Here is a 21565-nt window from a genome sequence, read left to right on the forward strand (position 1 = left end):
AATTGCATATCCGGTATTAGCATTCGTTTCCGAATGTTATCCCGGTCTTACAGGCAGGTTGCCTACGTGTTACTCACCCGTCCGCCGCTAAGCTATCCCCGAAGGAATAACTCCGCTCGACTTGCATGTATTAGGCACGCCGCCAGCGTTCGTCCTGAGCCAGGATCAAACTCTCCATAAAAGCAGATTGGTTTCCGTTCGAAGCCAAAGCTTCGAATGGAGCATTCTGCTAGATGAATTCGCTTGTTAGCTCATTCAAAAAACTAGCTTTGCGAAACGTTAGTTTCGCGATTTATAACCATTTGACTGGTCGCTCATTGTTCAGTTTTCAAAGAACAAATACTTCGTGTTATGCTCGTTTATTTCCTTCCGTCTCATGACCGGAATTAGATCATACCATGATTCGAAACATGATTGCAAGCTTTATTTTTCAGCTTGTTTTTGTCTCGATCACCACTTCCAAGTTGATCTCTCGGAGGCAGAAATAGAATATATCATGGATACTACAACAATCGCAACAGGTATTATTATACAAATGAAATCACATGGACCACCTTCCTGTTTCAGGGTGATTGTTTCATTGGCTATATAATGAAGTAATCGGTTCAGAACAACATATCCGCAAAAAAATTTGAAAAATATGGCTCATCCTGTTCACAAGCCCAATTGTTTGTGTTAGAATGAAAGCGCTAACAAATTCATCTTATTGAGGGGGATCATTACATGATGAAGGTAGTAGCAGACGATGCTCGCAACGTATATGAAAACTTTGAGGTAGAGAAGGACATTTACTATTTCAAGGTCGGTAGGCTCGGTCTGGCCAGCTTTCACGGTAGAAACTACAACATAAAGAAGAGAATCACTACCGAGCAGTTGAACAGTTACATCACATCAGGTCGTTTCATTAAAGTAAGCGCCAATTGCTACGTTAACGCTGAGAAGGTACTTTCTCTAACAGACGGTACGATCAGCTTTGACCACAGCACTTCTGAAGCTAAACAAATCCATGTTTCGATGTGGCGTGCACAAAGCGTGAAGAATGTGCTGACATCACGGAATCCAATGGCCATGTAACCGTTCAAAGACCATGATTGGAATGAGACCTTCATTCCCATCACGGTCTTTTTGATTATTCTTCCACCGGGCTCATAATCAGGAACATTCCTACACACAATAGGCTACATCTTCCCCGAAAGGAGTGTGCCCGATGGCAAAGCAGCAAGGACAAGGACGCAAGAATACAACAACAAAGTCCTCTGATAAGAAAAGCAACAGCAATGCAGAGGATTAACAATAAGCTTCATTAGTCAATATCAGTATCGCACATGAAAGCCCTTGCTTCTCTGTCCTAACGGAGATAGGCAAGGGCTTTTATCTACGTTACAAAACACGGATGACCTCATCTTCGCCCGCTGTTATAATAAGGAAAATGGCTGAGAGGTGAAAGGTTATGAGCCTGATTTTACAAACATCCAGATTGCAACTGCGACCATTTGATCCAAAGGACGCTTCCACTGTACAACGGCTAGCCGGACAATACGAGGTTGCTCGGACAACATTGTCCCTGCCACATCCTTACCCCGATGGAGCAGCGGATACTTGGATCGCGTTTCGCAAGGATGCAGCCAAACACGGGCATGGTTATACGTTTGCTATTATAGAAGAGAAACAGCAGCAGTTAATGGGCTGCATCAGTTTGAATCTAACTGCAGAGCATAGTCGGGCTGAAATCGGCTACTGGTTAGGCCAGGAATTCTGGGGTCAAGGTTATGCTACGGAGGCTGCTGAACGAATCATACGTTATGGTTTCGAAGCACTTAACCTGAACCGCATTATTGGCGCTGCTATGACACGTAACCCGGCATCATCCTCAGTGCTTACCAAAGCGGGCTTGAAACACGAAGGGACCTTTAAACAACATATTCGCAAATGGGACCAATTCGAAGATCTCGATTACTATGGGATTACCAGAACAGCATATTACTCCGACAAAAAGGATGGCGAGTAACTCGCCATCCTTCACATTTAGCTTATCGCAAATGGTGATAACCCCAACAATTCCTTCCTCAACACTGCCCACACGACCGCAAATAACTCTTGGACATGCCAGGCAGTCGTCCCTGCTGCCATAACCGCTAGGCCATGTTTATAGGTTAACGATACGCCCCACTGCAGCATCCGCCCCTCACGACTCGGCATCGCTTCCAGTGCAACCCGAACCGCCTCAGCATGTTTCGTTTGAATTCGATCCGCGAAAGCATAGAAAACGCCCGTATGCGTTAACTGCCCCAGACAACCGGGAGCTGTTAATTGCTGCGATGCCGGAATGATATTTTGCTGCTGGGCATAGATGAGCTCATCCTCATAATAAACTCGCACCTTGTTCTTCAGATGGAGGTAGTCGAACAGCTCGCCACGAAGCGTTCTGCCAGGGCAAAGCACTTCAGCCCCCATCCACACCGCACCTTCACCCAAGTGTACGATCGTCTCGGAATCCAGCGCAGCATCAAGGTAAAGCATGATCGGCTCCGGCATGGACTCCAATACCGAACCATTTGCGAGCTCAAAGCGTTGCCTGACCGAAGATCCGCCAAGCAGCGCATTGGATGGATGCACCTTCGTAAACGATTGATTCGTAACGTAGGCATGCGCGCCAGGCTCTAAACGCCAATCAAATTCATAACAATCTCCTGCAAGCAAGCCCGGAGACACATCCATTACGATGACACCGAGCTGCCCATCAAGCGGGAAAGCTTTTGCGATCTTAATTGGTGCCGTATGATATTTCGAGGTGAGAACCGTTCCGCGCTCCCGCTTCTCAAATACCGCCCGAAGCTGCGATGCACGCTGCCCCTCTTGTTTAGGAGTGGTGGTGATGTGCTGCATGCTCATGTCCACTCTCGTGCTCATGATGATGCTCATGTCCATGAGCGTGGGCGAGCTCATGCTCGAGCCAAGCAACGATTCGATCCACATTCACGCCTCCAAAGAGGTTCGAGAATACATAGGGACGCTCTCCGCGCATGCGCTTCGTGTCCGACTCCATCACTTCAAGGCTGGCACCGACATGAGGGGCTAGATCGATTTTGTTGATAATCAACAAATCCGAACGCATGATGCCAGGACCGCCTTTTCGCGGGATTTTCTCACCTTGAGCAACGTCGATAATGTAGATAAACCGATCCACCAGCTCCGGACTAAAGGCAGCCGCCAAATTATCGCCGCCGCTTTCAATAAAGATAAGCTCGAGATTGTCAAACCGGCTCGTCAGCTCATCCACTGCCTCAAAGTTCATCGAAGCATCCTCGCGTATCGCGGTATGCGGGCATCCGCCAGTCTCTACCCCGATAATGCGCTCTTCGGGAAGTACACCGGTAGCAGCCAGGATACGAGCATCTTCTTTGGTATAAATGTCGTTCGTGATGACCGCCAAACTATATTTGTCCTTCAGCGCACCAGCAAGTCGTTCCACCAAAGCCGTCTTACCCGAACCTACCGGTCCGCCGATTCCAATTCGAACCGGTCTTGAACCTGCGCGATTGATTGCCGGCTGTTCCCATTCCTGATGATGATGACCTTGTCCTTGACACATTGTACATTCCTCCTAGCGGGATATGTTGTTCCATAATCGGGCTACTACAAATGATTAAGACATGAAGAGACGAGAGTACAGATTCTCATGGCGCATCATCGCAATTTCACTCAATGGCATGAAGCTGTAGGCGTCCTCAGGTGCCATCTTCGAAACTACTTCCCAAGCGTCCATCGCCTTCGGCGTCAGCCTGGCGATGATGGTCTGACCTTCGGTTTGACCGATAGACATGAGACGAAGAGCACTGTTGATACAGTTGACGATGCTAGCGTACATATAGCCCTGAGCTGCTTGTTCAAGCGAAACTCCCAAACGATAGCAGGCAAAACCGAACACCAGCGGATGAGTCGCTAAGCAGCTTCTAGACTTAAGTCCATCCTGCAGAGGCGTCCAGTCATAACTCGGATATAATGCGCCTAACAGCTGCAATAGACGGCGCCCCATCTTCTCGATCCCATTTCGCGTTTCAATTGCCGTTCGCTGAACGTGTACGAGCCTCTCTACACCAAACATGGAAGCATAGTCTTGCATCGGCATGTCTCGATATACGGATTTGATCACCATCACATCTGCCGTTGACCAGCTTTGCATCAGCATCGAAACCGTGTAATCTTCCAGCTGCTTGCTTGTTTGCAGCGCCTCTTCCTGAACCAGCGTCTCGAGCCCGAAGGAATGTGCGAACCCGCCAATAGGCAGTGCCGAGTCAAGCAGCTGTTGAAGGGCAAGCCAAGGCAGTACGACAGGGTGAGGACTTTCTTCTGAATTGTTGGCCAAGCGCTCATCCCCTCCATTCCGAATCGGAAGAAGCTAACCTGCAGTTTATGTACCTAGAACAAGAAGTATCGCTGCGCCATCGGCAGAACGTCAGCCGGTTCACAAGTCGCCACGACACCATCGACTTTCACTTCATAGGTTTCGGGATTAACGGTTATGACCGGCGTCGCATCATTGTGGATCATATCTTTCTTCGTCACTGTTCTGCATCCACGTACCGGTTCGATCCGTTTTGCTAAACCGAGCTCTTCCGCGATGCCGCGATCATAAGCAGCCTGAGACACGAATGTAATCGAGCTGCTGTGCTTGGCTTTGCCAAATGCAGCGAACATCGGACGGCCAAATACCGGCTGCGGCGTCGGAATCGACGCATTGGGATCACCCATCTGCGCGAATGCAATACTTCCGCCTTTGAGCACCAGATCCGGCTTCACGCCAAAAAACATCGGACTCCACACGACCAAATCCGCAAATTTACCGGGTTCAATGGAACCAACCAGATGCGAGATGCCATGTGTGATAGCGGGATTTATCGTGTACTTCGCGATATAGCGTTTGATGCGGAAATTATCAGCTTCAGCGGTAGTATCAGGCGCCAGAGGGCCGCGCTGTTTCTTCATCTTGTCAGCCGTTTGCCAAGTTCGGATGATGACTTCCCCGACACGCCCCATGGCCTGCGAATCGGAGCTGATCATGCTGAATACGCCCATATCATGCAAAATGTCTTCGGCCGCAATCGTCTCCGGACGAATCCGCGAGTCGGCAAATGCAACATCCTCCGGGATGCTGCTGTCCAAATGATGACAGACCATAAGCATATCCAGATGTTCTTCGATGGTATTAATCGTAAACGGGCGAGTCGGGTTCGTGGATGAAGGCAGCACATTCCTTTCGCCGGCTGCCCGGATAATATCCGGTGCATGCCCGCCTCCGGCTCCTTCCGTATGATACGTGTGGATAGTTCGGCCTTTGAATGCCGCCAGTGTGTCCTCCAGAAATCCCGCTTCATTCAGCGTATCCGTATGAATCGCAACCTGAACATCGTACAAATCCGCTGTGGTAAGGCAAACGTCGATGGAAGCCGGGGTCGTTCCCCAGTCTTCATGCAGCTTCAGCCCGATAGCTCCCGCTTCAATTTGTTCGATGAGCGGACCGGTAAAGGATGAATTGCCTTTGCCGGTAAAGCCAAGGTTCATCGGAAACGCTTCGGCAGCTTCCAGCATCCTGCGCATATGCCATGCCCCGGGCGTACAGGTCGTTGCATTCGTGCCAGTCGCCGGCCCGGTTCCGCCGCCTATCATGGTAGTTACACCTGATGAAAGTGCCGTCTCGATCTGCTGCGGACATATAAAATGAATATGGCTGTCGATCCCGCCTGCGGTTACAATCTTCCCTTCACCGGCAATAACCTCTGTGCTCACGCCGACGACCATGTTCGGCATTACGCCATCCATAATATCCGGGTTGCCGGCTTTGCCGATTCCTACAATTACGCCGTCTCGTATTCCGATATCGCCTTTCACAATCCCCCAGTGGTCAATAACAATCGCATTGGTAATCAGCGTATCCAGTACACCGTCGCTTCGCAGCGCTCCGCTCGATTGCCCCATACCATCTCGTATGACTTTGCCACCGCCGAACTTGCACTCGTCTCCATAGACGGTGTAGTCCTTCTCTATCTGGGCCCATAACTCCGTATCCGCCAATCGAACGGCATCGCCTGTTGTCGGACCGAACATGGCCGCGTAGCTGCTGCGACTCATCTTACTCATGCTTGAGCCCCTCCCACGCTTTAAGTCTTCTCCGCACTTCATCAGACATATTGCCGCGAATCGCTGAGCCGCTAGTCAGTGCATTTAGTCCAAAGGAGCGTTTGCTTCCGCCGAGCTGGGCAAGCTGAACAGGTTTCTCCTCGCCAGGCTCGAACCTCACAGCCGTACCGGCAGGAATGTGAAGACGCATGCCGAATGCCGCTTCACGTTCAAATGCGAGTGCCCGGTTTACTTCGAAGAAGTGAAAATGCGAACCTACCTGCACAGGACGATCTCCCGTATTGACAACAACAATCTCCACCGTTTCTCGACCGGCGTTCAGCTCGATATTCCCTGCCATCGTACGGTATTCTCCTGGTATCAAGGCAATCTCCCTCTCTTAGCGGCATTAAAGTATGGGATGATGAATGGTCACGAGCTTCGTACCATCCGGAAAAGTCGCTTCCACTTGCACTTCATGGATCATATCCGCGACGCCGGACATCACTTGATCTCGGCTTAGAATCGTTGTACCGTACTCCATTAATTTGGCCACCGTCAAACCATCGCGGGCGCCTTCTAGGATTTCGGATGTAATAAGCGCTATACTCTCGGGGTAATTCAATTTCACGCCCCGATTAAGTCGTCTACGTGCCAAATCGGCAGCAATCGTAATTAGAAGCTTTTCTTTTTCCCTTTCCGTTAACTGCATACAGGCACCTCTTCCAACGTTTTCTATTATTATAACGGTTGAATTGGGCCAAGTAAATCTTTTGTGTTATGTTTAGTGACATTAGGTGATAGATTCGAAGTTAATATTGCTATTATCTGGATTACTGTGTCAGGTTTTGTCGAAAAGCGGTCTAAATCACTTCATCTATTACGCGATTTTATCAACTTCCATGCCACTCCTCCCGTAGGTGAACATGCTAGCCATTCAATGCCCGATGTGATAGACTAAAATTTATTGAACTTACTTTGGGAGGGACAGAAATGGCGGCAAAAAAGATGCGTTCAGACACAATCAAAAAAGGATTTGACCGCGCTCCGCACCGCAGCTTGCTGCGTGCTGCCGGGGTAAAAGAGGAAGACTTCGGTAAACCGTTTATCGCGGTTTGCAACTCGTATATCGACATCATTCCAGGCCACGTTCACTTGCAGGAATTCGGAAAGCTCGTTAAAGAAGCGATCTGGGAAGCAGGCGGCGTGCCCTTCGAATTCAATACGATAGGCGTCGACGACGGCATTGCAATGGGACATATCGGTATGCGTTATTCCCTGGCGAGCCGTGAAATCATTGCGGATTCCGTTGAAACCGTTGTTAATGCTCACTGGTTCGACGGCATGGTTTGTATCCCGAACTGCGACAAGATTACGCCGGGCATGATTATGGGCGCTCTTCGCGTCAACATTCCGACTATGCTTGTCAGCGGCGGACCTATGAAAGCAGGCAAAACCTCTGATGGCCGCTCCATTTCGCTCTCCAGCGTATTTGAAGGCGTCGGTGCATTCCAAGCAGGTAAAATCGACGAAGCCAGTCTTACTGAGCTTGAGCAATTCGGTTGTCCGACTTGCGGTTCTTGCTCCGGTATGTTCACAGCTAACTCCATGAACTGTCTTGCAGAAGTTCTTGGTCTGGCACTTCCTGGCAACGGCACCATCCTTGCTGTATCGCCAGAACGTAAAGAATTCGTCAAGCAAGCTGCTCGTCAGCTGATGAACTTGATCGAGATGGATCTGAAACCACGTGATATCGTGACCAAAGATTCCATCGACAACGCATTTGCCCTTGATATGGCAATGGGCGGTTCCACAAACACTGTTCTCCATACGCTTGCAATCGCACATGAAGCAGGCGTTGAATACCCGATTGAGCGCATCAATGAAATTGCAGCACGCGTTCCGCATCTTGCGAAAATTGCACCGGCTTCTGATTATCACATCGAAGATGTTCACAATGCCGGCGGCGTAAGTGCAATTATCAATGAGCTGTTCAAGAAAGAAGGCGCACTTCACGGAGACGTGCTTACTGTAACAGGTAAGACACTGCGTGAGAACGCAGCGGGGCATGAAATCAAGGATACGGATGTTCTTCATACGCTGGACAACCCGCACAGCGAGCGCGGCGGACTATCTGTCCTATTCGGAAACCTTGCACCACGCGGTGCGATCATCAAAGTAGGCGCCGTTGATAAATCGGTTGGCGGCTACCATAAAGGTCCTGCGATCTGCTTCGATTCACAAGATGAGGCACTTCATGGAATCGCTAATGGTAAAGTTAAAGAAGGACATGTTGTCGTCATTCGATACGAAGGCCCTAAAGGCGGACCTGGTATGCCAGAGATGCTTGCGCCAACGTCGCAAATCGTCGGTATGGGTCTTGGAGCTAAGGTCGGTCTCGTAACAGACGGCCGTTTCTCCGGCGCATCCCGCGGCATCAGTATCGGTCACGTTTCTCCGGAAGCTGCTGAAGGCGGTCCTATCGCTTTCGTAAATGACGGCGACCTTATTGAACTTGATTTGATCAACAACGAAATGAACCTTCTGATTAGTGACGAGGAGTTCGAAGCTCGTCGTGCGAATTGGAAAGGCTTCGAGTCGAAAATCAAAAAAGGTTATCTGGCTCGTTACTCCCACCTTGTAACAAATGCAAGCACAGGCGGCGTACTGAGATTCAATTAATTCCCGCCAAAACTGAAACATAATGGAATCGCCCTGCGTATGACTAGTTGTTAGTCAACTTATACGCAGGGCGATTTTTATTTTAGATTATGGAGGGATTCTCATGTTCGGGAAAGTAGCTGCCGATTTGCTTGGTTTAAGTGATTTAGGATCTGTCATCAAACCGGAAAACTATGATAAGGTCGATTCCGATGACTACGTCCTGCACGAGGATAACGAGAAAATTTATTTTCTTATCAAGTCCAAATCCGATGAATACTGTTTCACGAATCAAGCGCTCATCCATCTCGACGGCACGAGTGCAGTCAGCAAGAAAAGAACGCTCCACCGCTACTCCTACAGTGCACATAAGATTTCCAGCGTATACTTAGAAACGGCAGGAACCGTCGATTTGGACGTTGAGATTAAATTCAATCTTGGCGGTACGCCGTTCACCATAGACGTTCATAAGAAACATATTGAAGAAGTTAAGGATCTCTACAAAGCACTGATCAAAATCGCCGAGCTCACCCACGAGAATGAAATATCGCTTGGTTTTGCAAGGCAAAGTTTAGATCTGGCCTCCTCGACTGTAAGCCAGATTTATAAAGCGGAAATCGATCTCTCCGAGCAGTTCAAATCGATTAACCAGCTTGCTTTCAATTGGCTTGCCGAAACGCAAAAGCAATACAAATCCAAAGATTTCGGTGCTGTATTCGAACGTTACATTAACCACTAGGCTTTATTATCGGCATGCAGCAACAAGAAAGGCGCCCCGAGTCCCGAGGCGCCTTCCTTATCCATGCTTGGGTTTCGTTTATGGCGTGTACTCCCCGGCTCCCGCTGCATTCGCACTATCATAAGCAGCAGGTGTAAGCTCCGGACGCGTTCCTTGATGACGCTTAGGCTCATATAATTGCGTCTTCTTCCACTCCGGTTTCACGTTTGCTTCAGCACCGTAACGCCCCCAGAATTGATCCATTGACATCGCAATAATGCGCGGATCAAGCCGAGAGCCTTGCTCTGTCAGACGCTTCTTCCCCGAAGGATGAAGCACACGGAGCAAGAGCTTTAAATACAGCCGTGTAGAATAATCGAACAGTCCTTTCGGAATCGGCAGCACGCTGAATCCGAATTGCTCTGCGCCGCGATTAATCATGCTGACGCCGTATAACCCTTTTGCATGTTCGTACTCTTTGTTTCCCACAAGCTGCTGGGCTAGCTTAGGCATCCCCTTCTGCACTTCTCGAATGAGCATAATGGCAACATGCATCATCGACCGTGATTCAGTCATCATTCGCAGCAGCTTATGATTATCAAAGTGAAGTTCGATGACAGGATCCTTGTGCTCGATTCGTCTGCCGTCCGACAACTCCAACGTTTGTCCCGGATATGGGACAAGCCGGATGTGGAAGATAGAGCCCTCTCCGCCTGACTTCACGCGGAACAGGACGTGGAACACCTGCTCCCAGCCCATCCAACATGCGATCAACGCTCGCTTGAAGAGACCATGTGTCGCAGGCTTAGTTTCTCTCGATTTACTGCGATCTCTGTCCGTAAGTGCGATCATGTCCGTAATATGGATAAACTGATATCCGCGTTCACGACCTGCCTCTAAGAACGACTCTAATGCAATAAGCATGTTAGCCGGCGCATCTTGATCCGCGCCAAAAGTGGCACCGCAGTCATGAAGAAGCAGCACTTCTCCCGGCCGAAGCTTCTTCATCATGCGGGTCTTAAGACGTTCAGCCCCGACACGTTTGCGCCAATCGCCGAACAGCGCCGACCATAGAATAATTTGAAGATAACCCAAATTGGAAAAATCAAACAGATTGACGATCCCCCACGGAGGTCTGTAGTACGCCGAACGAACGCCGGTTGCCCGGCGAATAATCTCTGATGTGCGATGAATTTGTTTCTTAACCGTTCTTGGACGCATAAGCCAATTGGACTTGTGTACGTAATTATGAATGCCGATTACATGCCCTTCAGCATGCATGCGCTGCAATAACTCCGGGTGCCGTTCTGCATGGATGCCGACGACAAAGAATGTCGCTTTGGCATCGTATTTCTTTAGTAGATCAAGCAGCTGCGGCGTATAGACAGGATCCGGCCCATCATCGAAAGTGAGGGCAATCTCCCGTTCTGCACGACCCCGTTTAAATACGCGAAAACCAAATGTGCGGCTTATAATTCCAGGTAAAAAAGCATAAAACGTTAAAAAATAAAATCCCCACAGCAGGAAGTTTTCCATAATACGTTTTCCCACCACCCTAGTTTCGATCCTTGTCCATTGGAAGAGGGAGTGCCCTAGATGCCTGAACCCTTCATTCATTGTAACATAGCACGTACAATAACGGCTACGGAAGTTACAACGAAGAAACACAGCATAAATCGGAAAATTAGGCGAACATAAAGTTAAGTTGGGAAACTCTGTTATTTTATAGTACAATCTTGATACGTAACCGCATTTCAGCTATTTAAAAAGGAGTCAATCGATGCTTTCCTTCTACCGTAAATATTGGCGTACCGCATTCGATATTGCTTTAATCGTTCTGACCGTGTATCTCATCATGCTTGTATTCAGTTATGTATACCGGATTGCCACACCAATATTCCTTTCTTTCTTAATTTTCATGTTTATTGAGCCTCCTGCACGATGGATGCAGCGACTCGGGATGAAGAAATCCATCGCTTCAGGCATATCCGTTCTTATCTTCACACTCGTCATTGTCGGCGCATTCGTCGGTGCCGGTTTCGTCGTCACGACGCAGGTTACCGGTCTCGCTTCAAACCTCGGTAAGTACCAGGATTTGCTTGTGGACCAGTTTCAGAAGAATGCCGCCATGCTCGAAGATAAATTCAACGCTCTTCCGCTCTCGCCTGACGTGCTCAACAAGGCCAATGAGATCTTCGGTTATATCACAAGATGGGGATCTAATTTGGCGGTGTCGTTCCTGCTCTCGCTTGGCGGGTACCTGAAATCCTTCTCCACCTTTATGATTAACTTCACCATCGGAATCATACTCGCTTATTTCCTTAGTCTGGAAATTAAGGAGTGGAAGAAGCTGGCGCAAGAGAAGACGCCTAATACGTTCAAGAAGGCGTTCCTGTTCTTACGCGAGAATGTATTCTCAGGCATTGCCGGTTATTTGAAAGCCCAAGGCAAGCTAATCAGCATTACGTTCATCGTGATCTTCGTTGCCTTGCTGCTTCTCGGCGTGCCCAATGCCTTCTCCATCGCGCTGCTATCCGCATTCTTCGATATCCTGCCCTTGCTAGGTGTCGGAACTGTCTTCATTCCGTGGATCGTTTACCTGTTCATCGTCGGCAACACCACGCTCGCGATTTGGCTAAGCTGCCTATTCCTTGCGGTCGTCTTGACTCGTCAATTTCTCGAGCCTAAGATCACCGGCGACACGCTCGGCGTTTCTGCTTTTACGATGCTCGCATTCATGATTATTTCACTTTCGATATTCGGGATTGCAGGCGTGATTCTGTCTCCGATTCTAATGATTCTATTGAAGGCGTTGTATGATCAACGATACTTCCACCGCTGGATTCATTCACCTAAAGGCGAGTTTGAGCATCAAACCAATCCAGCGGAAGATACGGGAATAGTGGACTAGCTGTAACATGGTTTAGCGCTTCTGCTTCTGCTGCGGCTGCTTAGCAAGAATATCCATTACCCCGCGGAAGATAACTGTCGCTTGATTGGACGTTCCCGGTGTACGGTTCTCGGCCAGCACCGCAACAGCATAGCGAGGCCGCTCAGCTGGCCCGTAGCCGACAAACCATTGATTTAGTCTTTCCCGATCACCTCTTCTAATTTGGGCGGTGCCAGATTTACCGGCAACCGCCCAAATTCCGTTTCGGATCCCTTTCCCCGTTCCGTAATTGACTACTGCCTCCATACTCCTAAGCAAAGTTCGAGCTGTACGTGCATGAATTCGCCCATATTGTGACGGTGAAGACTGATTGGGAAGTTTCGCCAGCAGCTGTCCATTCCCATACCGAATTTCACTAACCAGTCTAGTCTCTTGCACACGACCTTCATGCAGCAAGGTGACGATAAGGTTAGCCGCTTGGAGCGGTGAGAGTTTAACATCTCTTTGGCCGATGCCCGTTTGCGCCAGCTGACCGCCATCTCTGGCCCCCGGCGGATGAGCGAACACATTTCCCGCTTCTTCCTCTTGGAATTGCCGCAGCGGTCTGCCAAGCGGCGCAAACGGTCCTTTGCTGCTCCATCCGATCTGCCTGGCAATACCAAGCTGATCTGCCGTCACCAGAAACTGCCGCGCACTCAGTCTCTCCGCAAGTTCCGCGAATACGACATTGCACGAGCCTGCGAAAGCATCTTGCAGCGTGACATGCCCATGCCCCCCGTCCTTCCAGCAATGGAGGCCATAGCGGCCATAATTCCCATTGCAATAGAATTGCTCCCCTTCGCCGGAAACACGAGACTCAAGTACAGCCGCTTCCGTCACGATTTTGAATATCGACCCCGGTGTTGCCGCTCTGATCGCATGATTAGCTGCATCAAGCCCCGTCGCATCAATCGAGCTTATTGCAAGCTGAGGCCTTGAAATCATCGTTATAATATCTCCGTTAGCCGTATCAAGGACAACGACTGCTCCTTCTTTGAGTCCTATATGATCCACATAGTTCTCCAGCTGATTCTGCAAGGACAGATCCATGGTCGTCATCACTTTGATCGGGTAGTATGGATTATTCGGGCTAACGAGACGTAAGTTTAATCCGTGCATAGGCTTGTCCGTTCCATCTGTAAAATAAGACACTGCAGTCGGTCCCGTACCTTGCAGCAGCGGATCCAGGGAGCGCTCCAAGCCAGCGCCACCGGTCCGATCGCTCAAGCTCATTGTATGTTCCTTCAGCCGTTTGCTGTAATCGACTCGAAGCAGCTCCGGATGTTGGCTGATGTAGCCAACTGCGTGCATGACGCTGAAGGCAGACGGATAGCGGTTATGATAGGGCAGCACGCGTACGCCGTTAATGTGCAGCGCATCTATCGCAGCAAGCTGCTTCGCCGATAAACGATGAGGCAATCCCTCTCCCTCCCGCTGCCAGAAGGCGGGTTCGGTTAACTTCTCCAGCCATTGCGTCAGCGTAGAAGACTGCATGCCTAGCGCCTTGGCCAGTTCTCCGATTTCCTTAGGGTTATCGGTACGAGATTTCATTTGCAGCGGAAATACAGCCAGTGCCTCGTAAGTTTCCCCCGTAAGCGGTCTACCGGAACGATCATAGAAATCTCCCCTGCCTGTATCCAGCACTAATGTTCGTTCTCGCTGCGCGACAGACTCTTCCTTCCAATCTGAACTTCTGGCTGTTACGGGCGCAGACGGCATCAGCTGCAGCCATCCGATACGCAGAACAAATAACAGCACCATCGCGCTCAGCATAAGGAGGAGGATAAAAATTCGCTGTTGTCTGCTTCTTCGCCGTTCTCTGCTCATGACGTCTATTCCTCCGACTGCTGAAAGGGATTTTAGTACAAGTATCCCCTTAATAAAAAGAGGCCAATCAGAATGACTCTGATTGACCTCAACTGAGATTCAGGCGTGACGTTATTGCTTCTGAAACCGGCTGCAAGCAAAGAATTCGAGCAGGAAGCTCTGAAAAGACTTGGCTACAAGCGGCAGCTTCTCATTGGAACGATAAATAAGTCCGATTGTCCTTGTCACTTGCGGCGAATTCACGCGCACCTTAGCCGGTTTAAGCGGTCCGGACGCGTAAAGCGCCATCTCGGGCAGCAAGCTGACGCCCATGCCTGCCGCAACCAAACCACGAATGGTGTCCGTCTCTTCCCCTTCAAATCCGATCTGCGGTGTAAAACCAGCTGCCAGGCAAGCCTCCCACACGATTGGCCGAAGCGAGTATCCATCACTGAACAGCACAAACAATTCATCCTTTAATTGAGCCAGTTCTATTGACTCTTCGCCGGCAAGCGGATGATTCGGCGGCAGGATCGCAAACAACTCTTCCGTCAAGACGATCTGACCGGTAACATGAGGATGCTTCTCCGGACATGGCGATACGAAAGCCAGATCCACTTCACCCTTCATCACATCTTGAATTAGGGACGGGAACATCCCTTGTTTAAATCGAAACTTCACATTAGGGTTCAGCTTCCGGAAAGCCGCCACAACCTCGGGTATGAGTGAAATGCCCAAGCTGTGCGGAAATCCAAGCCGAATCTCCCCTTTCTCCGGATCGAGAAATTCTTGAATCTCCACAACGGAGCGTTCCAAATCGGCTAGTATCACTTCTGCCCGCTTCAGAAACAATGCCCCTACAGGTGTAAGCTGCAGGTTGCGTCCCTTCTGCAGGAAGAGCTTGGCCCCAAGCTCCTCTTCCAGCTGATGAATTTGTCGGCTGACGGCAGATTGCGCCACATGCAGCTCCTCTGCTGCTTTCGTAACATGCTCCTTCTTAGCCACTTTTACGAAATAATACAATTGACGAAGCTCCACTAGCGTCCCCTCTTCTTCTCTATATCAGCTGCCATTACCGATTATATCGGCGTTTCTTCTTCGCGATTAAATACCAGTCGTATGCATACGCAAGCACGAACCCTGCAAACAATCCGCCAAAATGAGCCCACAGCCCAATACCCGGAGCAAATATCGAATACAGAATGCCGAATATCAGTATCGTATATACTGTTTTGCGCGAATCCGGATCGAGCGAGCGTTTCATTAATGCCAAATAGAGGTAAGCACCATATACACCATAGATCGCTCCCGAAGCACCCGCTCCCGCTGTAGACGAATCGGCGATGGCACTGAATAGATTACCGACGATGCCGCACAGCAGATAGAACAGCAGATATTTCACATGACCGAGCATCCGTTCGAGCGGAGGCGCAAACACTAACACGGCAAACATATTGAAGAAAATATGCGAAATGCTCAAATGCAAGAATTGAGCCGTCACATACCGCCAAGGTTCGGCAAGCGAGAAATAATTGTTGTTCGGCTCACTGTAAAAGAAACCTCGCTCCAGCAGCACGCCATCCAGTATGTAACGGTCGCTAATGTAGATGAGCAGATTCAGGGCGATAATAGCCGCTGTAACCGGATATAGCCGCAAGTAGCTGCGAAAACTTTCATAACGCAGGAATATCATCGTCGTCTCCTTTGCCCTCCTATTGGACAATGGTATTTCATTATAGTTATAATAATTTGGTATGAACCAATTCCATCCTAAGGAGGCTGTTTATTAATGGCACAAGAACGCACAGGCGTTGCTACACTTAAAGGCAACCCGCTTACACTGATCGGCCCAGAACTGAAAATCGGTGACCAAGCTCCTGATTTTCAATTGAACAAATCGCTGGTAGAGGTTGTTTCCTTGAAAGACTTCGCAGGCAAAGTGAAACTTGTCAGCGTAGTGCCTTCCATTGATACAGGCGTTTGCGATGCGCAAACTCGTCGTTTCAATGAAGAAGCAGCAACACTAGGCGATAACGTAGCTGTACTGACAGTGAGCGTTGACCTTCCATTCGCACAAGCTCGCTGGTGCGGTGCTGCAGGTGTCGATAAAGTTGTTCTGCTGTCGGACTACAAAAACAACAACTTCGGCGAAGCTTACGGCGTGTTGATCAAAGATCTTCACCTCGATATGCGTGCAATCTTCGTAATCGACAGCAACGACACGATTCAATATGTGGAAGTGCTTAGTGAAATGACAGAGCACCCGAACTACGAGAATGCAATCAACGCAGTTAAAGCACTCGTATAAGCTACATAAAGATCAGCATATGACAAAAGCGAGGCAGGGATTCCCTTCCTCGCTTTTTCTCGTTATTATATGCCGGTCGTTTTATATTGAGCCAGCTTCTTATCGAGAGTCCGGTAAATATCAATGATGATTCGGTAATTGGATCCAAGATCTCCGAACGAACCGCGCGACGCGGAATAAATGTCCACCGCTGCTGTAACAGGATTCACGTTGATAACGGATACAGTAATATCCATTGTACGGCCGGTTACCGTACGTTTCTCGAGTACGATCTCACCTACGGACTGCACTTCATGAAGCACTTTGTAGCCTTGCATCTTCTTTAGTGTGGAAACAACCTCTTCCCAAGATCTCTCCCGTGACAACTTGTAATAATGGGATTTCAGTAACGGATCTTTCGCTTTATCGCCTGTCAATTCATGACTGCGCAGCAACCCGATAAGGGACCGCTTCAAAGACAAAGGTAATCTCCCCCTCCAACTTCTATGTACGCTAAGAGATATCATAACATAGTTTCTAACATAAAAAAAAGGGGTTGCCCCCTTTTCGCTTGAAGTAAGTAACCCGCCATGCCGTCCGACTTGCTTGTTTCTGAACCCGCTCTCGCAGGTGGGTGGCCGCAGAAACGTTTTTGAGATCCCTTTTCGAGGGCCTGTCAGCCGCGTTTCAATTGAGTCTCCCTTAATACAGCCATTGGTTCAAAACAAGTGATAAGCCGTAACGCACATCGCAGGATGTATAGTTATTATAGACGTAACAGGGGTAAAAGTAAACGTGACATTCACCACTATTTAATGGTGTTCTGACCTTCTTCTGTATGCGGCAGGAACGCTTCATCTTCAAGACGTTTACGCTCTTCCTCCGCTGCTGCTTCGGCTGCTTTCTCCGCTTGAAGCTGCAACTTCGTGTAAATCGCATAGAAATTCCAGAAGGCGATAATGGCCACTACACTACCCGTAAAGAACGGAACGAGAAACATCAGTTTCGGTGAGCTAAAGCTAATATAAATAACGAAGCCGCACATGATGACGGTCGAGAGCGACCGGAATGGTCGTCCGATTGTAAGCAGCAATGCGTTCTTAAGCAGCTGCAGCGTCTTCATGTGATAATGAACGACCATGGAGAAGAAATTGAACAGCGACACAGCCAGCAAAGCTACAAGGGCAACGAACAAATAAGAAACCAGCTGGAACGATTCCAATTTCACCAAGTATACACGGAAGTCCACAATGAGAATCGTAAACAGAACCATATACAAGATTCCGCCTATCATGCTTTGCACATAGCTGTCTTTATAGTTTCTAAAGTACGTGCGAAGGAGCGGCGCATCTACCTCACCCATTACCCATTTACGCGCAACTGCAAACATAGCCGCAGTAGCCGGAAACAGAGTGAATGGAGCAACGATGCCGGAGACGATGAAGTAACTCAGCATTTGATCGCTGTTCTGAGCAAATAACACAGGGAGCAGTAAAATAATAAACGGCAAGGAGCAAATAATCCAAAGCACGTTTGTTACCGATAAGCGCATAATCCATTCCGAGATTTTATAAAACCCGCCCATCATGCCTCTCATTTCCATTGTAGCCAAGTCCTCCTAGCAAGCGATTTCATTTTATACTACGTTAACTATAATATAGACAGCCCAAGAAGCCAACGCCCATTTTCGGGAATGTGGGCAGGCGTCTAAACGACATTCACCCAGATGCATACCATATAGTGTTATCGTACCCAAGACAAAAGCTGAGGAGGACGTCGCTAATGGGTAATATGGGTCATGGTTCTCATACGAGTGCCGCGTTGATTCTTGTTCTGTTCATACTTCTTATCATTATCTCGAAAGGCTTCTTCTGAGCGTAGATAACAAGATAAAAAAGGGGCTCTATTTATCCGATTGCTCGGCTAAACAGAAGCCCCGGTGTTATCCTTACTTATTCGTCAGAGGATGGACGGGAACGGCGAGCTTCGCCGCGGCCGTCTCCACGGCCTTTGTTATCACGATCGCGATTGTAGCTGCTGCTGCTAGTGCTGCTTGAGCTGCTGCTGCGATTGCCGCCGTAGCCGCCACCGCTGCTGCTGCCATAGCCGCCACGGTTGCCGCTGCCTTCGCCGCGTCCACGAGGACCGCTGCCGGTGCGATTGCCGCCGCCGAATGGTCCGCCGGAGAAACGACGTCCGCTTGTACGGACATCCGGTCTGCGTTTCTTAGCGCGAATCGGATCTTCAGGCGTAAGTTCGATGTTTACATCTTTCTTCTCGCCGGTGATCAATTTAATTGCTGCTGCCAGCAAGTTAACGGAGTCGTATTGCTCAAGCAATTGAATGGCAATGGCTTTGAATTCATTAACTGCCTCACCATCAAGAGCTTCAAGAATGCGCTCAGCCGTTACGCGTTGTTTGCCTTCGATTGCTTCAGCGATGCTTGGCAATGGCTTCTTCGCGATTTTGTGACGAGTCACTTTCTCGATGAAGTGCATGTGATCCAGCTCACGCGGCGTTACGAACGACCACGCTGTACCTTCTTTACCAGCACGGCCGGTACGGCCGATACGGTGTACATAGCTCTCCGGATCTTGCGGCAAGTCGAAGTTGATAACATGCGTTACGCCGGAAACGTCAAGACCACGTGCTGCAACGTCTGTTGCTACTAGCACATCGATGCTGCCGTCGCGGAATTTACGCATAACGTTGTCACGTTGATTCTGAGACAAGTCGCCATGCAAGCCGTCTGCAGAATACCCACGCTTCTGAAGGGCTTCGCTAAGCTCATCTACACGGCGTTTCGTACGTCCAAAGATAATTGCAAGGTCAGGTGATTCCATATCAAGCAAGCGGCTCAGCGCGTCAAATTTCTGACGCTCGTGAACTTCGATATAAGCTTGTTCAATCGTCGGTGCGCTGACTTGTGTTGGGATTACCGACACATGCTCAGGCGATTGCAGGAATTGATCTGCCAGTTTACGAATGTTCGGAGGCATTGTAGCCGAGAAGAGCATCGTGTGGCGGTTAGTCGGAACCAAGGAAAGGATGGAAGTGATATCTTCCATAAAGCCCATATCCAGCATTTCATCCGCTTCATCCAAGATAACGGTTTGGACGTCATCAAGTTTAATTGTTTTACGGTTAATATGATCGAGCAAACGACCAGGTGTACCGATGATGATTTGCGGACGTTTCTTCAAAGCGCGGATTTGACGACCGATCTCTTGACCGCCGTAAATTGGCAATGAACGCAAACCTTTGTAACGTGTAAGCTTTCCGATTTCTTCCGAAACTTGAATCGCAAGCTCACGGGTTGGGGTCATAATTAATGCGACGATACGCTCTTCAGTAACCGGAATCTTGTTGACAAGCGGAATCCCGAAGGCGGCCGTTTTGCCCGTTCCTGTCTGAGCTTGCCCGATCAAGTCGGTGCCGGCAAGCGCAATTGGAATGGCTTTCGATTGGATTGGGGTAGATTCCTCAAATCCAAGCTCAGTAATAGCTTGAAGAACCTTAGGTTCCAAGCCGAATTCAGCAAATGTTTTCAAACTGTTTCAATCTCCTTCTATCTGCATCCTACAGAAAATATACAGTTTATTATAGCACAACTGTATTTCTGAATACCAGCAAGCACTAAATACATATACTAGCATCATTTATTACATTAGACAACTTCCAACTTTTTTTGATAAACTGCTACCTGTTGATTATACTCCACCGAGGTGAATCGTTTTGAGATCTTCACGAACTGCAGCAACGACTTTGATCAGCGCAATGCTGATCGCTTTTGGCTTTAACCAGCTTCTGATCCCGCACAAAATGATCAGCGGCGGCGTATCCGGCATTACGATGATTGCCGGGTATGCGACCGGCCTAAACATTGGCTGGCTTTATTTTATTCTAAATGTGCCTATTTTAATCTGGGGATGGCGTGTTCTCGGCTTGCGTTTTGTTGGCTGGAGTGCGTTCTCGGTTGCCGCAACGACGCTGTTCATGCAGCTCGTTCCCGTTAACCCCATGGTTGAGGATTTAACGCTTGGCGCCGTATTCGGCGGGGTTGTGGTCGGTTTCGGAAGTGGACTGGCCCTTCGGGAAGGCTCCTCCTCAGGCGGCTTCGATATCATTGCGGCCATCATTACGCGCAAAAGGGATATCTCGATCGGCCTGCTGATTTTCGGCCTGAACGGGACCGTTATCGCAGCGCTCGGAATGCTGACCAATGATTGGGATATCGCATTATTCTCCTTGCTTTCGATTTTCACTACGGGCAAAATCATTGACCTCATCTATATAAAGCATGAGAAGATTACCGTCTTTATTGTGACAACCAAAACGGAAGAAATGCGCACGGCCATGATCCCGCTGATCAGGGGCGTAACGGTCATCAAAACACGCGGCGCTTACACCAATGCAGAGAACGACATGCTGATGACGGTGACAACCCGCTTCGAATTGAACCAGCTGCGCAAAATTATAGATGCCACAGACCCGCGTGCATTCGTCAATATCGTAGAAACCGTCGGCGTAATGGGTGAATTTCGAAAACCTTCCCTTTGATTTGCAAATCGGGCATCGGCTAATATGGAAATTCTTTGCTCAACACTAGGTTTTTGATTTCGCTGCTGTTATAATATAGCTATCCCGTTGAATTTGTTTCGTGCCATACGTTTTACCCTCCATTACGATGAAAGGGTGATGCTTCATGGATATGGAAACGGTCAGACTATTACAGATTGTGGAAAAGCTAGCACCGGAATTAGTGCCTTTCCTCACGGAGCGGGAATTGAATTTGAATATCGTGCTGCGGGATGGACTGGCATTGCTGGAACCTGAGGACGCGATGGAGATTGTGCAGCAAAGCATTTGTGAGTATCAAAGAGAAGTGCTTTTGCAATAGAGAACGACCCGGACGAGAAACGAGAAATCGGTTCTCGTTCTTTTTTTGTTCCATAACGCATTTTGCAATCCCCTCTTCTTCATTTTCTAGCAAATTCCTACAAAATACCTCTGTGCCTTCAATCAAAACTGCATTATAATTTTACTG

The 21565-nt window shown here is 48.9% G+C and carries 22 protein-coding genes, 1 rRNA gene and 1 other RNA gene; 9 read left to right on the top strand and 15 right to left on the bottom strand.

Features of this window, described 5'->3' with window-relative positions; translation table 11 throughout:
• Nucleotides 1-181, bottom strand: a 16S ribosomal RNA gene (locus BLW29_RS16835); the annotation flags it as partial.
• Between the two features lie 542 nt (nt 182-723).
• On the opposite strand from BLW29_RS16835, the gene BLW29_RS16840 reads away from it, so the two are divergent.
• Nucleotides 724-1074 carry a hypothetical protein gene (locus tag BLW29_RS16840; RefSeq protein ID WP_090981659.1) on the top strand — a complete coding sequence of 117 codons (351 nt, stop codon included), beginning with the start codon at nt 724-726 and terminating at the stop codon, nt 1072-1074.
• 376 nt (nt 1075-1450) lie between these two features.
• Complete coding sequence (locus BLW29_RS16845) at nt 1451-2008, top strand: GNAT family N-acetyltransferase (RefSeq protein WP_090981661.1); 558 nt, start codon at nt 1451-1453, stop codon at nt 2006-2008.
• 17 nt (nt 2009-2025) lie between these two features.
• Here the strand turns inward: BLW29_RS16845 and BLW29_RS16850 are convergent, their stop codons facing one another.
• The 6 genes from BLW29_RS16850 to BLW29_RS16875 are packed head-to-tail and all read right to left on the bottom strand — an operon-like array spanning nt 2026 to nt 6829.
• A complete protein-coding gene (locus BLW29_RS16850; protein WP_256208687.1) occupies nt 2026-2910 on the bottom strand; it encodes an urease accessory protein UreD in 885 nt (294 codons plus the stop codon).
• Nucleotides 2861-3592, bottom strand: coding sequence for an urease accessory protein UreG (gene ureG, locus BLW29_RS16855; protein ID WP_090981665.1), 732 nt, complete (start codon nt 3590-3592; stop codon nt 2861-2863). Before ureG ends, BLW29_RS16850 begins: the two co-directional genes overlap by 50 nt.
• 54 nt (nt 3593-3646) lie before the next feature.
• Nucleotides 3647-4366: an urease accessory protein UreF gene (locus tag BLW29_RS16860; RefSeq protein ID WP_256208688.1), complete on the bottom strand. Its 720-nt coding sequence runs from the start codon at nt 4364-4366 to the stop codon at nt 3647-3649.
• 53 nt (nt 4367-4419) lie between these two features.
• Nucleotides 4420-6138, bottom strand: a complete 1719-nt coding sequence (gene ureC, locus BLW29_RS16865) for an urease subunit alpha (RefSeq protein WP_090981667.1) — start codon at nt 6136-6138, stop codon at nt 4420-4422.
• The gene (locus BLW29_RS16870) at nt 6131-6502 is read right to left on the bottom strand and encodes an urease subunit beta (protein WP_090981669.1); all 372 of its coding nucleotides are present in this window, start codon (nt 6500-6502) and stop codon (nt 6131-6133) included. The genes ureC and BLW29_RS16870 overlap by 8 nt, the downstream gene beginning before the upstream one ends.
• Nucleotides 6503-6526: 24 nt before the next feature.
• Complete coding sequence (locus BLW29_RS16875; protein ID WP_090981671.1) at nt 6527-6829, bottom strand: urease subunit gamma; 303 nt, start codon at nt 6827-6829, stop codon at nt 6527-6529.
• Nucleotides 6830-7110: 281 nt separating this feature from the next.
• Here BLW29_RS16875 and ilvD point away from each other — a divergent pair, with 281 nt between their 5' ends.
• A complete protein-coding gene (gene ilvD / locus BLW29_RS16880) occupies nt 7111-8799 on the top strand; it encodes a dihydroxy-acid dehydratase (protein WP_090981672.1) in 1689 nt (562 codons plus the stop codon).
• Nucleotides 8800-8902: 103 nt separating this feature from the next.
• Nucleotides 8903-9517, top strand: coding sequence for a PH domain-containing protein (locus BLW29_RS16885; RefSeq protein ID WP_090981675.1), 615 nt, complete (start codon nt 8903-8905; stop codon nt 9515-9517).
• 78 nt (nt 9518-9595) lie between these two features.
• Here the strand turns inward: BLW29_RS16885 and BLW29_RS16890 are convergent, their stop codons facing one another.
• Entirely contained in the window at nt 9596-11050 is a 1455-nt protein-coding gene (locus BLW29_RS16890; protein WP_256208689.1) for a polysaccharide deacetylase family protein, read from the bottom strand.
• Between the two features lie 226 nt (nt 11051-11276).
• Here BLW29_RS16890 and BLW29_RS16895 point away from each other — a divergent pair, with 226 nt between their 5' ends.
• On the top strand, nt 11277-12407 hold the full coding sequence (locus BLW29_RS16895) for an AI-2E family transporter (RefSeq protein WP_090981679.1): 1131 nt from the start codon (nt 11277-11279) through the stop codon (nt 12405-12407).
• 12 nt (nt 12408-12419) lie between these two features.
• Here the strand turns inward: BLW29_RS16895 and BLW29_RS16900 are convergent, their stop codons facing one another.
• From BLW29_RS16900 to BLW29_RS16910, 3 genes are all read right to left on the bottom strand, one after another.
• The gene (locus tag BLW29_RS16900; protein WP_090981681.1) at nt 12420-14252 is read right to left on the bottom strand and encodes a peptidoglycan D,D-transpeptidase FtsI family protein; all 1833 of its coding nucleotides are present in this window, start codon (nt 14250-14252) and stop codon (nt 12420-12422) included.
• A 111-nt stretch (nt 14253-14363) separates the two neighbouring features.
• Nucleotides 14364-15269 (bottom strand): glutamate biosynthesis transcriptional regulator GltC, encoded by a 906-nt coding sequence (locus tag BLW29_RS16905; RefSeq protein ID WP_090981683.1) that lies wholly within the window; start codon nt 15267-15269, stop codon nt 14364-14366.
• A 34-nt stretch (nt 15270-15303) separates the two neighbouring features.
• Nucleotides 15304-15924, bottom strand: coding sequence for a rhomboid family intramembrane serine protease (locus BLW29_RS16910; RefSeq protein ID WP_090981685.1), 621 nt, complete (start codon nt 15922-15924; stop codon nt 15304-15306).
• Nucleotides 15925-16020: 96 nt separating this feature from the next.
• On the opposite strand from BLW29_RS16910, the gene tpx reads away from it, so the two are divergent.
• Nucleotides 16021-16539 carry a thiol peroxidase gene (gene tpx / locus BLW29_RS16915; RefSeq protein ID WP_090981687.1) on the top strand — a complete coding sequence of 173 codons (519 nt, stop codon included), beginning with the start codon at nt 16021-16023 and terminating at the stop codon, nt 16537-16539.
• Nucleotides 16540-16604: 65 nt separating this feature from the next.
• On the opposite strand, the gene BLW29_RS16920 is transcribed toward tpx, so the two are convergent.
• The 3 genes from BLW29_RS16920 to BLW29_RS16930 all read right to left on the bottom strand — a co-directional run bounded on the left by BLW29_RS16920 (nt 16605) and on the right by BLW29_RS16930 (nt 18121).
• On the bottom strand, nt 16605-17000 hold the full coding sequence (locus BLW29_RS16920; protein WP_177186684.1) for a DUF1499 domain-containing protein: 396 nt from the start codon (nt 16998-17000) through the stop codon (nt 16605-16607).
• Between the two features lie 96 nt (nt 17001-17096).
• A non-coding RNA gene (gene ssrS, locus BLW29_RS16925) (6S RNA) lies at nt 17097-17278 on the bottom strand.
• 48 nt (nt 17279-17326) lie between these two features.
• Complete coding sequence (locus BLW29_RS16930; protein ID WP_090981691.1) at nt 17327-18121, bottom strand: YesL family protein; 795 nt, start codon at nt 18119-18121, stop codon at nt 17327-17329.
• Nucleotides 18122-18300: 179 nt separating this feature from the next.
• Here BLW29_RS16930 and BLW29_RS16935 point away from each other — a divergent pair, with 179 nt between their 5' ends.
• Complete coding sequence (locus BLW29_RS16935) at nt 18301-18393, top strand: YjcZ family sporulation protein (RefSeq protein ID WP_090981693.1); 93 nt, start codon at nt 18301-18303, stop codon at nt 18391-18393.
• Nucleotides 18394-18470: 77 nt separating this feature from the next.
• Here the strand turns inward: BLW29_RS16935 and BLW29_RS16940 are convergent, their stop codons facing one another.
• Complete coding sequence (locus tag BLW29_RS16940; RefSeq protein ID WP_090981697.1) at nt 18471-20069, bottom strand: degradosome RNA helicase CshA; 1599 nt, start codon at nt 20067-20069, stop codon at nt 18471-18473.
• A gap of 184 nt (nt 20070-20253) precedes the next feature.
• Between BLW29_RS16940 and BLW29_RS16945 the strand changes: the two genes are divergently transcribed.
• The gene (locus tag BLW29_RS16945) at nt 20254-21078 is read left to right on the top strand and encodes a YitT family protein (protein WP_256208690.1); all 825 of its coding nucleotides are present in this window, start codon (nt 20254-20256) and stop codon (nt 21076-21078) included.
• 145 nt (nt 21079-21223) lie between these two features.
• A complete protein-coding gene (locus BLW29_RS16950) occupies nt 21224-21418 on the top strand; it encodes a hypothetical protein (RefSeq protein WP_090981698.1) in 195 nt (64 codons plus the stop codon).
• The last annotated feature ends 147 nt before the right edge of the window (nt 21419-21565 follow it).

The sequence above is a fragment of the Paenibacillus sp. CF384 genome (assembly GCF_900106745.1).
Taxonomy (GTDB): Bacteria; Bacillota; Bacilli; order Paenibacillales; family Paenibacillaceae; genus Paenibacillus_Z.